Origin of the sequence: Alkalispirillum mobile (assembly GCF_003664325.1) — a bacterium.
In the GTDB taxonomy this organism is placed as follows: Bacteria; Pseudomonadota; Gammaproteobacteria; order Nitrococcales; family Halorhodospiraceae; genus Alkalilimnicola; species Alkalilimnicola mobilis.
Genome location: NZ_RCDA01000002.1, coordinates 367,762 through 383,912, shown reverse-complemented (window position 1 = coordinate 383,912; position 16,151 = coordinate 367,762). Strand labels below are relative to the sequence as shown.

14 protein-coding genes and 1 pseudogene are annotated in these 16,151 nt (G+C 65.9%); 11 read left to right on the top strand and 4 right to left on the bottom strand.

The window, feature by feature from the left end; translation table 11 throughout:
- The 7 genes and pseudogenes from DFR31_RS09925 to DFR31_RS09895 all read left to right on the top strand — a co-directional run.
- A pseudogene (locus DFR31_RS09925) lies at positions 1-520 on the top strand (DUF2345 domain-containing protein); the annotation flags it as partial.
- Entirely contained in the window at positions 505-1,278 is a 774-nt protein-coding gene (locus DFR31_RS09920) for a DUF4123 domain-containing protein (RefSeq protein WP_121442508.1), read from the top strand. The pseudogene DFR31_RS09925 and the gene DFR31_RS09920, both read left to right, overlap by 16 nt.
- 2 nt (positions 1,279-1,280) lie before the next feature.
- The gene (locus tag DFR31_RS09915) at positions 1,281-4,604 is read left to right on the top strand and encodes a hypothetical protein (RefSeq protein ID WP_121442507.1); all 3,324 of its coding nucleotides are present in this window, start codon (positions 1,281-1,283) and stop codon (positions 4,602-4,604) included.
- Positions 4,605-4,653: 49 nt separating this feature from the next.
- The gene (locus tag DFR31_RS09910) at positions 4,654-5,667 is read left to right on the top strand and encodes a tetratricopeptide repeat protein (protein ID WP_245971157.1); all 1,014 of its coding nucleotides are present in this window, start codon (positions 4,654-4,656) and stop codon (positions 5,665-5,667) included.
- A gap of 13 nt (positions 5,668-5,680) precedes the next feature.
- Positions 5,681-6,478 carry a hypothetical protein gene (locus DFR31_RS09905; protein ID WP_245971156.1) on the top strand — a complete coding sequence of 266 codons (798 nt, stop codon included), beginning with the start codon at positions 5,681-5,683 and terminating at the stop codon, positions 6,476-6,478.
- Positions 6,479-6,670: 192 nt separating this feature from the next.
- On the top strand, positions 6,671-7,546 hold the full coding sequence (locus tag DFR31_RS09900) for a tetratricopeptide repeat protein (protein ID WP_245971155.1): 876 nt from the start codon (positions 6,671-6,673) through the stop codon (positions 7,544-7,546).
- Positions 7,547-7,559: 13 nt separating this feature from the next.
- Positions 7,560-7,808 (top strand): hypothetical protein, encoded by a 249-nt coding sequence (locus tag DFR31_RS09895; protein WP_245971154.1) that lies wholly within the window; start codon positions 7,560-7,562, stop codon positions 7,806-7,808.
- A gap of 119 nt (positions 7,809-7,927) precedes the next feature.
- On the opposite strand, the gene phoU is transcribed toward DFR31_RS09895, so the two are convergent.
- From phoU to DFR31_RS09875, 4 genes are all read right to left on the bottom strand, one after another.
- The gene (gene phoU / locus DFR31_RS09890) at positions 7,928-8,650 is read right to left on the bottom strand and encodes a phosphate signaling complex protein PhoU (RefSeq protein WP_121442504.1); all 723 of its coding nucleotides are present in this window, start codon (positions 8,648-8,650) and stop codon (positions 7,928-7,930) included.
- 101 nt (positions 8,651-8,751) lie between these two features.
- A complete protein-coding gene (gene pstB / locus DFR31_RS09885) occupies positions 8,752-9,612 on the bottom strand; it encodes a phosphate ABC transporter ATP-binding protein PstB (RefSeq protein WP_245971153.1) in 861 nt (286 codons plus the stop codon).
- Between the two features lie 62 nt (positions 9,613-9,674).
- A complete protein-coding gene (pstA, locus tag DFR31_RS09880; protein ID WP_121442503.1) occupies positions 9,675-11,339 on the bottom strand; it encodes a phosphate ABC transporter permease PstA in 1,665 nt (554 codons plus the stop codon).
- Between the two features lie 54 nt (positions 11,340-11,393).
- Positions 11,394-13,709 carry an ABC transporter permease subunit gene (locus DFR31_RS09875; RefSeq protein WP_245971152.1) on the bottom strand — a complete coding sequence of 772 codons (2,316 nt, stop codon included), beginning with the start codon at positions 13,707-13,709 and terminating at the stop codon, positions 11,394-11,396.
- 175 nt (positions 13,710-13,884) lie between these two features.
- Here DFR31_RS09875 and DFR31_RS09870 point away from each other — a divergent pair, with 175 nt between their 5' ends.
- The 4 genes from DFR31_RS09870 to DFR31_RS09855 form a co-directional block, all read left to right on the top strand.
- On the top strand, positions 13,885-14,772 hold the full coding sequence (locus DFR31_RS09870) for a tetratricopeptide repeat protein (protein ID WP_121442501.1): 888 nt from the start codon (positions 13,885-13,887) through the stop codon (positions 14,770-14,772).
- Between the two features lie 181 nt (positions 14,773-14,953).
- A complete protein-coding gene (locus tag DFR31_RS09865) occupies positions 14,954-15,235 on the top strand; it encodes a type II toxin-antitoxin system Phd/YefM family antitoxin (protein ID WP_121442500.1) in 282 nt (93 codons plus the stop codon).
- A complete protein-coding gene (locus DFR31_RS09860) occupies positions 15,232-15,534 on the top strand; it encodes a type II toxin-antitoxin system RelE/ParE family toxin (protein WP_121442499.1) in 303 nt (100 codons plus the stop codon). The genes DFR31_RS09865 and DFR31_RS09860 overlap by 4 nt, the downstream gene beginning before the upstream one ends.
- Positions 15,535-15,857: 323 nt before the next feature.
- The coding region (locus DFR31_RS09855; RefSeq protein WP_425452550.1) for an OsmC family protein at positions 15,858-16,151 on the top strand (294 nt) is incomplete at its 3' end.

Here is a 16,151-nt window from a genome sequence, read left to right as displayed (position 1 = left end):
GCGCCACAGCCACCTCACCGTGCACGGCGACCGGCTGGCCGAGGTGCGCGGCGATGCGCACCTCACCGTCCAGGGCGAACGGCGCGAGCGCACCGCCGGCGATCAGCATCTCACCGTCGAGGGCACCCTGCACCTCAAGGCCGGCCAAGCCTGGCTCAGCGAAAGCGGCCGCGAACTGCACCTCAAGGCCGGCCAGAAGGCCGTCCTCGAAGCCGGCGCCGAGATCACCCTCCAGGCCGGGGGCAGCTTCATCAAGATCGACCCGGCCGGCATCACCCTCAGCGGGGCCAGCATCCGCATCAACTCCGGTGGCAGCCCCGGGTCGGGCAGCGGGCAGCAGGTGCAGGCGCCCGGACTGCCGGGGCATGTCCAGCCCGAGCCACCCCCGAAAACCGTACAAGGCATCGGCCCCGATCCCGAGCTCTACGCAAGCAGCGAGGCAGCCCGGGTGGTCTTGTGCGGCAGGGACGAGGCGTCCGGTGAATGTTCCAGGGAGGATTGCCCATGCACGCATGGCTGACACGCGTCGGAGAGCGTGGGCAGGCCGTCCAAAGGCCCGGGAATGCCGGGAAGGCAGGACGGTTCGGGGCCATCATCGACCAGCGCCGTGCCCCGGAGGAGACACGCGCCCTTTATACCCTGGACGGTGCCGACGGCATCACGCCCCTGTTCGCCGGCACGACACTTGAGGCCCTGGCGGCGCACGGCCCGTGGGTGGGGTGGCTGGCCGTGGACAGCCCCGCCCTGGAAAAGGCCGAGTCGCTTTGCCGGGAACGGGGGCTTGGCTGGATGTGGCTGCCATCCGGTGACGCCATGGCCCCCTCTCTCGAGCTTTTGCAGCGGTTGAGCGTGCTGGACGACGCCGGCGGCGGCCAGTCGCTGGTACAACTGCAGCGACCGGAGGCCTGGAGTGCGTTGCTGGCCGTGGCGTCATCCAGCCAATTCGATCACTGGCTGCACATCCTCGGGGCGGTCTATACGCCGACACCCACGGGCGGCTGGCACTGCTGGACCGGCAGTGAACCGCATGTGGCGGAGTGTGCGGCCATGCTGGACGGCGAGCAGTGCCAGGCGCTGGACGATGCCCCGTTGGCATGGTGGCTCGGCCGCGAGCTCGGCATCCCATTGGAGGATGTCCCTCCGCAGCGACTTGAACAGCTTCGCCGTCTTCGTGAGGCGGGCATCCGCCAGCCCCGGGAATGGCGGCGCCGACTGCCAGACTCCGCATCTGCCGACATACCCCGTCCCGCCCATGTGGTGACAAGCAAGGAGGCTTGAGCATGAGTGCTACCATCCCGACCGAGACCTGGCCCGCCTGCCCGCGCGGACCGGATGACGACCTCTTCCACGAAGACCCGCGCCCCATCTGCGCGACCCACCTGTGGGAGAACATCGTCTACCTGACCGGCTCCGGCGAGTTCTGGCTGCTCAACGCCTCTGCCGCGGCGGCGATGCATGGCGCGGCCGACGAGCTCGCCGACATCGCCGCCATGGATGATCGCCAGGCGCGCAACCGGCGGCTGTCCGAGCAGGCCGGGGTACTGGAAAGCTTCCTCCCGGCCCATCCGGTCAGCTTCCTCGCCGAGGACGACCGCCGGCAGTTCACCGAAACCCTGCAACGGCTCGCCGCATTGCAAGGCGAAGACCCGGACGCCCTGCTGCGACGGGTCGTGGACGAGGCGCCCTTTCAGGCGTCCAACAGCGTGAGCACCTCGCAAAACTGGCCCGGTGATGGCGCCATGCCCGCCGCCGTGCGGACGCACGCGCAGGCGCAGGAGAAAACCCGCGAGAGCAACGACCACCTCGAACAACTGCAGGCGCTTTACCACCGCGGCCTGAAAAAGGCCGAAGCGGCAGGTTACGTGGTCGACAGTGGCCTCATCCATGGCGATGGCGAAACCCGCATCCGCGAGGCCCTGCAGCGCTATCACGAGCACCGGGACCTCGCCTTCGACTCGGTCCGCTCCCACCTGGATCGGGATCAGGGTCTGCCGCCGACCCGGCCTCTGCACCGGATCCTCGATCAGTACCGCCGGCATGTCGAGCTCTGCGACCGGGATCCGGTACCGGAGGCCGCCTCGCAATGCGAGATCGCCCAGGTAATCGAGTTCGCCATTGTGCAGCTGGAGCAGGACTACCGGGACTACATCGACAGCATCGTAGAGCTCGCCGGCCTGGGCGTCGCCACCCCCGAGTTCGCGCTGGCCGAGGACCCCGAGGCCGGGTTTTGCGACGGGGTCGACCATCTGGCCCGCTACTTCAAGGACCTGCAGGCGCTGGGGCAACTGCAGCAGGAGGTGGACACCCGGCTGCGGGAGTGGGAACAGGGCACCGCCCGCGGCACCCCGCTCCCCGTGTTCCTGTTCACCGACGAGCAGGCCCGCCTCGATCAACTGCTTGAGGACCTGGACCGCATTCACCGCCTGGCCCTGCGCCGGCTCAGTCACACGCACCCCAGGCGTGTTCTGCACTGGGACCTCGGACCCGCCGACAGCCGCAAGCCCCAACCCTATCAACCGCGCCCGATCCACAGGCTGGTGCGCGCCGACTTTCCCCTGCGCGAATTCACCAGTCCCGGGCGCCCGCGCACCCTCGACCACCTGAGCCTGCATCAGCTGGGCGAGACCTGCGAGCACTACGCCCGTCAGCGCGACGCCTCCAACGCACACGACAGCCGTGCCCTCGCCACGCCCCGCTCGATGCCTGACACCGCGCTTGCCGGATGGCTCCGCCGGCGCGGTTGCCAGCGCATCGACTGGAACCCCGACTGGCACGATGGCCGCCTCGGGCTGTTCCAGCCAGAGCGCTTTTTCGAGGACCTCGACCGCCAGGGTCTGGTCATCCGGCGTCTGGCCGATCAGGATGCGCGCCAGCAATGGGGTGAGCGGCTGCGCCGTATCCTGTTCGCCGACCCGCTCAACCACCCCATGCGCCTGTTCGACGCCAGCGGCCCGGCCCAGCTGCTGCGCCTGCTGGCCAGCGAGCACGCCGAGCCCGAGCGACGTGAACCCACTGCCTTCGGCGACGGCACGCTCTGGCTGCGACTGCCCAAACCCATGGCGCGCGCGGATGCGGACGCTGACGACAGCAGCGCCCGTATGGGCGTCCAGGTTCGGCACACCGATACCGCCAGCACGGACAACACCGTCCGCGATCAGAAGCTCTCCATTGGGCCCAGCCTGGCACTGGACGAGTGGGGCGTCACGGCCACCATCGCCCGCGGACAGGACGGAGAGCCGACCAGAGTGCAGATTCAGGGTCAACACGCCTTTGACTTCGCGCGCGGCGAACTCGCCCTGGGGGCCATCCATCTGCCCGAACCGGACCGGGCCGAACCGGTGGCCCTACCCTTCGGGCGCCCGCCGGACCATCCCGATAGCTATTCCATCGGCTGTTACTGTCTCCGGATCGAGCCCGTCCTCCACGGCCATGCCGCCGTCTCTGTCGCCCTGGGGGGGACCGTCGCTCTCGACACCATCAGCGGCCGCCTGGCCGTCAACGGCCTGGCACCGATAGAACGACAAGGTCTCGAGGCGCAAATCGATGCCTTCGCCGGCACCGGTCTCGCCGCTCACAACCACTGCCACCTGCTGTGGCAGCCGCCCAAAGGGCTGCTCGCGCGCCTGCCCCGCTACCAGGCCATCGAGCCCAATTACCGAGGGGGTCAAGCCCACCGGGAGGCCGGGCAGTGGAAGACGCTCACCACCGCCGAGATCAACCCCGAAGTGCGCGCCGGCGTCGGCGGCGGCGCCGCCTTCCGGATCGGCCTGGACAACGGACGGTTCGTGCTGCACGCCTCCCTGCGCCTGGTGCTCGGTATCGGCGGCGGAGGCAGCGTGCGCCTCACCCTCGACCCCCGCCACCTGGACCTGTGGCTGACCATGCTCCACCAGGCCCTGGTCGATGTCGGCTACGAGCGGGTCGACTGGATCGACGAGGACGCCTTCGAGCAGATGAGCATGCTCGCCTACCTGTCCGCCGTGACCCTGGTCGACGCCAGCCTGTTCCTGCTGCGCACCACCTACAGCATCCGCCAGTGGTTCGAGCGCTTCACCCGCCGCCGCGACATGGCCAGCCGGATCGCCCACGAGCTGGCCACCGAAGAACCGCCCGAACTGCGCTACGACCCCGAGGCCCGGGAGGCTCACACCCGCCGGGTCCGGCAACTGCGGGCCTGGGTGCGCCAGCTCCCGCCCGAAGCCCTTGGCCCCCTGCTCGACACGCTGACCAGCGAGCCAAGGGCCTTTTCGGTGGGGGACGAGGACTACTCGCCGGAACAGGCACTGGCATTCCACCAGCAGGCCATCCTCAACTGCCTGCAATGGATCGTCTCCGGCGTGGGCGACGGCGTATACGGATCGAAGCGCACCTTCTCCGCTGACGACCCCAACCCGGCACAGAAGCTGTTCGAGAAGGCCGTGATCCGCATGGGCCGGGATGGACGGCCCACCAGCGAGTCGAAGCGCGAAGCCTATGAGGAGAACCGACGGCGTCTGGATAAATTCATGCCTCGGGCTTCACTCAGCGGCCGTTCCGATGAAATTGGGGAACGGTACAAGCGTGCTGTGCGAATGCTCTCGCGGCACATTGCCCCACGAAGCTGAGTGCCGCAGAGACAACGGTCGTCAGTTATCCAACCCAGGAAATTAACCCGTGTCTATCACTAACAGAACTTTCACCCCAATATGCCTTTCCCTGCTCCTGATCGCCGCGGGGAGTTTGGCAATACCGGCAAGCGCAAACACCGAGCGTGCCCTTGGTGAATCCGCTAAGCAGGCCAAGGAAGAAGGCATGCGCCTGTACGGCATCCGCTGGCGCAGCGTGGCCATACCTCATCTGGAGAAGGCGGCCGAGGCCGGCGATGTCGAGTCCATGTACTACCTGGGCGAAATTCACCGCTTCATGGACCGCGGCATGTCCCGCGAGGCCATCGACTGGTACCACCGCGCCGCCCTGGGGGGCGATCCCCACGCGATGCTAAGGCTGGAGTGGGGCATGATCTGCAAGCTGGCCGATATCTGCCCCGCGGAGCATGACACGTGGGTGAAAATGGCCCTGGAACAGGAACTCCCGAAAGCCGAAGCCGGCGACACCGAAGCGATGATTGCGCTGCGTTCCATCTACGCCGTGCTCGAACAGCCTGATACGGCCGAACAGTGGCTGCGCAAAGCCGCCGAGGCCGGCAACCCGCATGCCCAGGACTGGTGGGCGCGCAGCATTCAGAACCGCTCTGGCGAGCTCCCGCCAAAGCTTGAAGACGTCAAAGCCGCCGAGCCCTGGTTCCGCAAGGCTGCAGAACAGGGCTATGCACCGGCCATGGATAACCTGGCCGGTAATCTCTGGCGGCAGGAGGAGGTAGAAAGCGCCTGGAAATGGGTCGTGCGGGGGTCCGAGCACGGCTATGTGAACAACCGCGTCACCTATGGCCGGTGCCATCTAAAACCTGAAGATCGGCCCTATTGCCCGAGAGACAACGACCCGATCAAAGGCTGGGCCATCCTCCACGCCGTATATGAAGAAACCCGTCATGACGGCGCCGAATGGTATTTGGACGAGTTTTCCGATCTACTCACCGACGAAGAAATCGCCGAGGCCGAGGCACTTGCCGAAGATTGGCTGAACCGCGACCCACCATTGTCCTATTTCCCGCCCAAATACGGTTTTTAGCGAAAAGTATCGCATGGACGCAGCCGGCACCGGCCTCGCCGCTCACAACCACTGCCGCCTGCTGTGGCAGCCGCCCGTCAACTTGCTCGCGCGCCTGCCCCGCTACCAGGCGCTGGTCGATGTCGGCTACGAGCGGGTCGACTGGATCGACGAAGACGCCTTCGAGCAGATGAGCATGCTCGCCTACCTGTCCGCCGTCACCCTGGTCGACGCCAGCCTGTTCCTGCTGCGCACCACCTACACCATCCGCCAGTGGTTCGAGCGCTTCACCCGACGCCGCGACATGGCAAGCCGGATCGCCCACGAGCTGGCCACCGAAGAACCGCCCGAACTGCGCTACGACCCCGAGGCCCGGGAGGCTCACACCCGCCGGGCCCAACAACTGCGGGCCTGGGTGCGCCAGCTCCCGCCCGAGGCCCTCGGGCCCCTGCTCGATACCCTGACCAGCGAGCCGAGGGCTTTCGAGGTGGAGGGGCGACAATACAACGCCGATGAATCAAGACGCTTCCACCAGCAGGCCATCCTCAACTGCCTGCAATGGATCGTCTCCGGCGTGGGCGACGGCGTATACGGATCGAAGCGCACCTTCTCCGCCGACGACCCCAACCCGGCACAGAAGCTGTTCGAGAAGGCCGTGATCCGCATGGGTCGCGACGGGCGCCCCACCAGCGAGGCGAACGCCGAGGCCTATGCGGCCAATCGGGAACGATTGGACACGTTCATGGCGGGCGGCGATGTGACACCCGAACGGGCCGATATGCAGTCGAAGTACAGACAGAGGGCCGGGTGGCTTCCCCGGCACATCGAGTAGATGCCTTGCTTGGCGCAGCAAGCCCGCATAGGTGAAGCAGGATTGAGCGAGGAATTGGCGATGCCCCGTACGAACGTAATGGTAGTAATTCTGGTCCTGGGGCTTTGGACCGGGATAGCGCACCCAGCGCATGAGGAAAGGCCCTCGACACCCATATTGGGGTCCGAGGAGCAGCAGGCCAAGGAAGAAGGCATGCGTCTGTGGGGCCTCCATGAATGGATCGAAATGCAGCCATACCTGGAGACGGCTGCCGAAGCTGGCGATATCGAGGCCATGTACTATCTGGGTGAGGCCAACCGTCTGCTGGACCGCGGCATGTCCCGAGAAGCCATCGACTGGTACCACAGCGCCGCCCAGGGGGGCGATCCCCACGCCATGCTAAGGCTGGAGTGGGGCATGATCTGCGAGCTCGCCGACATCTGCCCCGAGGACCACGACAGCTGGGTCGATATGGCCCTTGAGCAAGAGCTGCCCAGAGCCGAGAAGGGCGATCCGGAGGCCATGTCGACCCTCTTCGATGTCTACAACATGCTCGGTGATCCCCGGACAGCCCTGGACTGGCTCGAGCGTGCCGCCGAAGCCGGCAACCCGGAAGCCCAGGATTGGCTGGGAACCATCACTCAGGAGCGCTCCGACGAATGGCCGCCACCGCTCGAAGACGTCAAAGCCGCCGAACCCTGGTTCCGCAAGGCCGCCGAGCAGGGCTATGCACCGGCCATGAACAACCTTGCCGGCAATCTGTGGCGGCAGGACGATGTGGAGGGCTCCTGGAAGTGGGTCGTGCATGGATCTGAACATGGCCATGTAGAGAACCGGACTACCTACGGTGGCTGCCATCTCGCTCCCGAAGATCTGTCTTATTGCCCGGAGGACAACGATCCGATCAAGGGCTGGGCGATACTCCGCGCCGTTTACGAAGAAACTCGACACCAGAACGCCAAATGGTACCTGGAAGAGTTTCCCGATCTGCTCACCGACGAAGAAATCGCCCAGGCCGAGAAACTGGCCGAGGACTGGCTGAACCGCGATCCACCGTTGTCCTACTTCCCGCCCAAGTACGGCTTTTAGGGAGAAGTGTCGCATGGACGCAGCCGGCACCGGCCTTGCCGCCCACAACCACTGCCGCCTGCTGTGGCAGCCACCCGAAGGGCTGCTCGCGCGCCTGCCCCGCTACCAGGCCATCGAGCGCAACTACCGTCGGGGGCAAGCCCACCGGGAGGCCCGGCAGTGGAAGACCCTCACCACCGCCGAGATCAACCTCGAAGTGCGGGTCGGCGTCGGCGGGGGAGACAGCATGCGCCTCACCCTCGACACCCAGGATCACCGCTAAACCGTGCTCACACCCACCAGCATCTCCCCAGCCGATCTGACAAGGTCACGCCACTTCAGGACCGGTGGCACTTTCTAGCTCAGCACGGGGCAGCCCACCCCCGTGACCGACCCGGCCGTTCAGCGCCGGTCGCCGGTGGCCTGCTCGGCCATCTGGTCGAAGCTGGTGTGGCGCACGTCCTTGCCCTTCACGCAGTAGACCACGTATTCGCAGATGTTGCGGGAGCGGTCGCCGATGCGCTCCAGGGCGCGGGCAGACCAGACGATGTCCATGATGCGCGGGATGGAGGCCGGCTCTTCAGCCATGTACTTCATCAGCTCGCGCATGATCTGTTCGTACTGGCTGTCCGCCTGAATGTCCTGTTGGGCCACGCGGACAGCCTGGTCGGAGTCCATGCGGGCGAAGGCGTCCAGGGCGCCGCGCAGCATCTGGCGGACATGTTCGCCCAGCGAGGCCAGTTCGTCGATGGGGCTGTGGTTGCGGTCGCGCTCCAGCAGGTGGAGGGCCATGCGGCCGATGCGTTCGGCTTCGTCGCCCATCCGCTCCAGGTCAGTGATGGCCTTGATAACGGCAATAAGCAGGCGCAGGTCGGTGGCAGTGGGCTGGCGACGGGCGATGATGTGGCTGCATTCGTCGTCGATGGCCACTTCCAGGTCGTTGATCCGGTAGTCGCTGGTGACGACCCGTTCGGCCTTGGCGCTGTCGCCTTCGACCAGGGCGGCGACGGCGTCGGCGAGTTGTTGCTCAACCAGGCCGCCCATGGTCATGACTTTCTGAAGGGTGTCTTCCAGTTCTTCGTTGAACTGTTGGGAGATGTGTTGTTGGAAAAAGCTGTTGTCCATGGTGGTTCGACCTGTGTTGACTGTCCCTTTGGGGGATTGGGTTGGCCTGCTGGCTGGGCGGGGTGGTCAGGGGCTGCGGGGCGGTTTCCTGCCCTGCCCGATCAGCCGTAGCGCCCGGTGATGTAATCCTCGGTCTGCTTCTTCGCCGGCGTGGTGAACAGGGTGTCGGTGTCGTTGAACTCCACCAATTCGCCCAGGTACATGAAGGCGGTGTAGTCGGAGACCCGGGCCGCCTGCTGCATGTTGTGGGTGACGATGGCGATGGTGTATTCGTCCTTGAGCTCGAACATCAGCTCTTCGATTTTCAGCGTGGCCAGCGGGTCCAGGGCGGAGGCCGGTTCGTCCAGCAGCAGCACCTCGGGCTCCACGGCCACGGCGCGGGCGATGACCAGACGCTGCTGCTGGCCGCCACTGAGGCCCAGGGCGTTCTCGTGCAGGCGGTCCTTCACCTCGTCCCAGAGGGCGGCGCGCTTGAGGGATCGCTCCACCACCTCGTCCAGCACCCGCCGGTTGCGCACGCCCTGCAGGCGCAGGCCGTAGGCCACGTTCTCGTAGATGGACTTGGGGAAGGGGTTGGGCTTCTGGAAGACCATGCCCACCCGGCGGCGCAGTTCGGGGATGTCCACCCGGCGGTCGTAGATGTCCTCGCCGTCGATGCGGATGTGACCCTCGATGCGGCAACTGTCGATCAGGTCGTTCATACGGTTGAAGCAGCGCAGCAGGGTGGACTTGCCGCAACCAGAAGGACCGATGAAGGCGGTGATCTGCCCCCGGGGAATCTGCATGTTCACCCCCTTCAGCACCTGGTCTTCGCCGTACCAGAGCTTCAGGTCGCTCACCTCCAGGCAGGTGTCGTTGGCTTTGGCCGGTGCGGAACGCGGCTTGTTCTTCAGTGCCTCGGCGTTGTAGCCGTGGGTCATGCCGCCGTGCGGTTGCTGTTCAATCATGTTCGCGCTCACCATGGTTCAGTGCTCTCTGTTCGGTTGCAGGCCGTTCCGGCCCGACGTTTGGCGGTGGCCGGGGTTCAGTCGCTCTGCGCCTTGTAGCGCTCACGCAGGTAGTTGCGGATGGAAATGGCCGTCAGGTTCAGCACCACGATGACCATCAGCAGGATCAGCGCGGTGGCGTAGACCAGCGGCCGGCCCGCCTCCACGTTGGGGCTCTGGAAGCCCACGTCGAAAATGTGGAAGCCCAGGTGCATGAAGCTGCGCTCCAGGTGCACGAAGGGGAAGTCGCCGCTCACCGGCAGTTGCGGGGCCAGCTTGACCACGCCCACCAGCATCAACGGCGCCACCTCGCCCGCCGCCCGGGCCACGGCCAGGATCAGGCCGGTGATCATGGCCGGCGTGGCCAGCGGCACCACCGTGCGCCAGAGCATCTCGCTCTTGGTGGCCCCCAGGGCCAGCGCCCCGTGGCGGATGGAACCGGGGATGCGGGACAGCCCCTCCTCGGTGGCCACAATGACCACCGGCAGGGTCAGCAGCGCCAGGGTCAGCGAGGCCCACAGCACCCCGCCCTTGCCGAAGGTGGGCGCCGGCAGCCGCTCGCTGTAGAAGAGCTGGTCCACGCCCCCGCCGACGAAGTAGACGAAGAAGCCCAGCCCGAACACCCCGAACACGATGGAAGGCACCCCGGCCAGGTTGTTCACCGCGATGCGGATGGTGCGGGTCAGCGGCCCCTGCTTGGCGTACTCGCGCAGGTAGATGGCCGCCAGCACACCGAAGGGGGTGACGAAGATGGCCATGACGATGGTCATGAGCACCGTGCCGAAGATGGCCGGCAGGATGCCGCCCTCGGTGTTGGCCTCGCGGGGGTAGCCGCTGACAAAGTCCCAGAAGTCGCGCACATAAAAGCGCATTTTCTCGCCCACGCTCATGGCGTTGGGCCGCCAGGGCTTCACCACATCGCCCATGGCAATCTCCACCTCCTCACCCGAGGCGGTCTCCATCACCACGGCGAACCGGGCCACTTCGCTCAGCAGCTCGTTGCGCCGCTCCACCAGGACTTCGTACTCCGCCTCCCAGCGGTCGCGCTCTTCCTGAATGGCCGCCTCCTGCTCGGCCCGGTCCTCCTCGGCCAGGGTGTCGTCCATGTCCAGCCGGCGCTGGGACAAGCGCAGCTCCTCGATCTCGGCGTTGACCGCACCGATCTCGATGCGCTCGATCCGGCCGATCTCCTGAATGCGGTCGCGGTTCTCGCGGAAGATCTCATCGAAGCGTTCCCAGGCCGCCTCGCCGGTGGCCTCCGTCTCGCCGTCCACCCGCACCTCGCGCAGGTAGCCGATGAAATCGCCCCACTGGCGGCGCTCCATCACCACCACATCCTCGGGGTAGGTCCACTCGCCCATGTTGGGGCCGGCGTACCAGACGAAGTCGCGGTTATCCACGTCGCGGTTGCCGCGCTTGATGCGGTAGCGGGTGATCAGGGCCTCGTCGTCCTCCACCTGAAAGCCCCGCTCCCGGGCCGCTGGCGCGGTCAGGGTCTCGGCGGCATCCACCTCGCCCAGCACCTGCTCCACGTCCCGACCCGGCTCGGCGTACTCGAAGGCCACCACATTAGTGGGCCAGAAGTGCTGCAGGCCGTTCCAGGCAATGTGGCCAATCAGCCCCACCACCGCCACGATGGAGATGGCCACGGCGCCGGCGTTGAGCCAGATCCAGGGCGTGCCCCGTTTGAACCAGTCGCGCATCGCTTCACATTCCTCTCGTTCGCTGTCCGGGTTGGCGTCGTGTCCGCGCGCGGATCACAGGGTGCTGTACTTCTTGCGCAGGCGGTGGCGCACAATCTCCGCCGCCGTGTTGACCACGAAGGTCATCAGGAAGAGCACCAGCGCCGCCAGGAACAGAATGCGGTAGTGGGTGCCCCCCACCGCCGCCTCGCCCATCTCCACGGCGATGTTCGCCGAGAGGGTGCGCATGCCCTCGAAGATGTTGAAATTGACCACCGGGCTGTTCCCCGTCGCCATCAGCACGATCATGGTCTCGCCCACGGCGCGGCCGAAGCCGATCATGATCGCGGAGAAGATGCCCGGGCTGGCCGTCAACAGCACCACCGTCGCCATCGCCTGCCAGGGCGTCGCCCCCAGCGCCAGCGAGCCCTGGGTCAGGTGCTTGGGCACGTTGAACACCGCGTCTTCCGAGATGGAATAGATGGTCGGGATCACCGCAAAGCCCATGGCCGCGCCCACCACCAGGGCGTTGCGCTGGTCGTAGGTAATGCCCTGATCCGTGAGCCACTGGCGCATGTCACCGCCAAAGAAGGCCAGCTCCAGGAAGGGACTGGCGGTGACCCCCAGCCAGCCCACCAGCAACACCACCGGAATCAGCAGCGCCGCCTCCCAGCCGCCGGGCACCAGACGACGGATGCCATCCGGCAGTACCCGCGTCCACAGATAAGCCGCGAACACCATGGCAATGGGCATGACGACGATGATGGAGAACACCGCCGGCAGGTTGCGCTCGAAGAAGGGCGCGGCCCACAACCCGGCCAGGAAGCCGAGGATAACCGTGGGCAGGGCCTCCATGATCTCGATGGTCGGCTTGGTGATCTGGCGCATCTTCGGCGCCATGAAATAGGCCGAGTAGATGGCCCCCAGCACCGCGATGGGAATGGAGAAGAGCATGGCGTAGAACGCCGCCTTCAATGTGCCCACCGTCAGCGGCACCAGCGAGAACTTGGGCTCGAACTCCTGGGTGGCCGACGACGACTGCCAGACGTAGGCGGGGTTGTTGCGCCCCTCGTACCACACCTTCTGCCAGAAGGCGGACCAGGAGACCTCCGGGTGGGGGTTGTCCACCGCCAGGAAGTGGAAGGTGCCGTCGCCGCCCACCGCCAGCATGGCGTTCTGGCGCGGCGCCATGGCCAGCCCGTCCACCCGGTCCGCGCCCTCCAGACGAATGCGAGAGAGCGTGCGGTCGGAGGTGGCGTAGGCCAATTGCACCGTGCCGTCATCCGCACCCGTCGCGAAGCCCTTGCGGCCGTGCTCGGGCGCAATAACCGACACCGGTGCCGCGTGGGCATCGAAGTTGCGGACCTCGGTCAGGCTGCGACTGCGGTCCTCGGCGCGGGTGACCATCCACTGGCTCACCGAGCCTTCCGACCCGCCAACGATCATCGAGGCCGCGCCCAGCAGGAAGTCCATGGCCGTCACCTGGGCACCCTCGCCGGTGATGGCCCGCTGGCTGCTGATGAGTTCCGGGCGGTTCAGGTTGGAGACATCGAAAAAGTGCAGCCGCCCGTCCGCGCCCCCCACGAAGAGGTTGCGCATGGTGGTGTCGAGCAGGATCTGCGTCACCTCCACGCCGGCCTCGGGCCAGGGCAGCTCGTAGACCTTGCGCTCCACCGTGGCCTCGCCGGTCAGGAAGTCGGTGGTCTCCTCGAACAGGACAAGGCGCAGCGCCTCGGCCTCGTTGTTGGCCCCTACCACCGCGCTGCCCCGCCGGCCCCGCTGCACGGCGATGGCGTCCAGCGGCAGGCCCTCTTCCTCGAACACGGCCAGGGGCTCGCCCTCGCCTTCCGGGTAGGTGACCTTCGGGGTGATGGTGCGCTGACCCTCCGGGTAGCTCACATCGTAATCGTGGCGGGCCATGATGGCCGTGCCGTCCGACAGGCCATAACCCACCAGCCGCGTGCGCGCCTCGGCCACATCGAAGCTGCGCACCTCCACCCCCTCGGGACGGTTCAGCCGGTACTCGTCCAGCAACTCGCCGTTGTCGGGGCGGAAGAAGAAGACATCGCCCTCCTCCGTGAAGCGCACCGCCACCTCGCGGTAGCGCTCCATGGCCGTGTGCAGCGTGCGGCCGCCGTCGACACCCCCGGGGGCCTCGTAGGTGGACACCGGGCGGATATCCGGGTCACCGAAAATAGGCAGGGTCTCGGAGAAGAGATACACAAAGATGAGCCCCAGCGCGACAATCACCCCCACCCCGAAGGTGGCGATGCTGCCCTTGCTGAACCAATCCTTCACGTGGCGCCACCGGCGCCAGCGCTTGCGCTGCTCTTCGCTGGGGAGATAGCGGCCCTGCTGGCCGCTCGCCGCCACAGAGGGGGAGTCCGTCATGATTAAAGTGTGTACTCGCCGTGGTGGGTGGAGTGACGGCGATGGTAGGCGCCCGGTATGACGCTTTCGTGACAATTTCGCGAACGCCCGCTCGTGTAACGCAATTGTCATATTGGGCGCCCATTCAGGGGCTTAGAATGCGCGCCAGACTCATCCCCATTCAGAGGTGCCCACCATGCGCGCACGCCCCCTGCTCCTCTCCTCCCTGCTGGTCCTGGGCCTGAACCTGGGCCTGACCGCCACCCCGGCCCTGGCGGACGCCCCGCCCCAATGGCAACCCGACACCGCCGCCGACCACAGCGCCGAAAGCCAACGGGAGATCGGCCTGGCCCACGCCAACCGTCAGGCCTACGACCAGGCCCTGAAATGGCTAGAATCCGCCGCCGAGGCCGGCAACGCCCGCGCCAAGGTGAACCTGGGCTACTTCCACCAGGAGGGCTTGGGCATGGACCCCGACGGCCCCCAGGCGCTGGACTGGTACGAACGGGCCGTAAAGGCCGGGCGCACCGACCACGCCACCCGCGTGGCCTGGGCCTATCTGGAGGGGGACTGGGTGACGCCGGACCGGGCAACCGCCGAACACTGGTTTCAGGTGGCCATCGACGCCGGCCACCACGAGGCCCATCTGGGCATCGGCTCGGTACTGCTGAGCGACGTCGTGGGCAGCGGCAACACCGAACTGGCCGAACGCGCCCAGGCCCACTTCGAGGCCGCGCTGGAGGCAGGGCTGGACATGGGCAGTTACTACCTGGCGCGCATGTACCGGGAGGGCATTGGTATTGAACCCGACCCGGAACGGGCACTGGACTACCTGTACCTGGGCGCCCGCTCGGCCGACACCCAGATCAACGCCCCCATGCAGGCCTGGCTGGCGGAGATGTACTACGCCGGCGAGGGCATGGATGAGGCAGACAAGGTGGAGGCCGCGAGTTGGGCGTGGCTGGCGGCGGCCAATGGGCACCCGGATGGGGAGCGGTTGGTGGAGGCGATTGGGGCGGAGTTGAGTGAGGGGGAGCGGGATGAGGCCAGGGAAAGGGCCTGGCGAAGGGCTGGGGGTGAATGAGCTGTTGGGGACACCCGACCCCTTGGCCATTTGGGGTGGGGCGGCTCAGCTTTTACCCGCCATGCTGCGCACGGGCGGATAAATGCTTAGATGCCATGTCTCTTTCGTCAGACATCTTGCCTGCCCTAAAGAGATCTCGTACTCTTGGATGTACACACACACGTACAGAGGCCCCCCCCCCATGTCCAGGGTTCGTGTCGATGAAGATATCCGTCCGCTGTCCGAATTCCGGGCAGGCGTAGCCACGTTTGTAAAGCAGATACATGAAACCCGTCGTCCTATGGTGCTGACGCAGAGAGGTCGCGGAGTTGCCGTATTAGTCGATGTTCACGAGTATGAAAGGATGCAGGAGCGTCTGGAGGTCCTGGAAGAGGTTTATAAGGCGGAAGAACAGATTGCCTCCGGGGAAGGTATTGCGCATGAAGACGCGAAGACTCGGGTTCTGAGCAGACTGGCCCCATGAAGATTGTTTGGTCCCCGCTTGCGCTGGAGCGTGTTGAGGACACAGCTCGGTATATAGCAGGAGATAACCCTGATGCTGCAGTACGGTGGGTGGAAGACTTGTTCTCCACGGTAGAGCGGTTGGCCGACTTTCCTAATAGTGGGCGAATGGTTCCTGAGGTGGGCTCGCCACGTATCAGGGAGCTGATATTCGGAACGTATCGGGTGATTTACAGTGTCAAAGAACAGGTAGACATCCTGACTGTGCGTCGCAGTAGCCAATTACTGCGGATGTCTGAGCTCGGTGATGACGAGACATAACCAGCGGCTGCACAGCGACCGAATTTCCGCCACATTACGGCTCCAAACTCGTCACCAAGGCCCTGCCGTTCTTTGTTATGCCAAACGGCCGCCGCTTCCGCTTCGTCAACAGCTTGTCGGGCCATCCTAACCTTCGGCACTAAATGCAGGGCTGCTCAAATTGTCAGTTAGCGGATGGCTTCGGGCAAAGTGCCGCCTGCAGACCAGCTCAGGCTATAGTGCGGCAAGAAGGGGCTGCAGCGCCCCGTGCAGTTTGAGTCAGCGAAGCCTCGCCTCACAGGCAAATGCGCCCTGCCCACTTCCCCAAACAAGAGAAACCCGCCATGACTGATCTCCGCTCCATCCAGGCACCGCTCAAGGAGCAATACCGGCAATCCCCGGAATCGGCCCTCGTCACGCTGAAGGCGGAGGGCCGTGTCGGCGAAGGGGTCTCGTGCAGTCTGGCCACCGGCAAGGCGCTGGTCGAGGCCGGGCTGCACCCCGCGACGGGTGGGCCCGGCACCCAGGCCTGTTCCGGGGATATGCTGCTGGAGGCGCTGGTGGCGTGCGCCGGTGTCACGTTGTCGGCGGTGGCCACGTCCTTGGAAATCCCCATCGAAGCGTGCACATTACGGGCT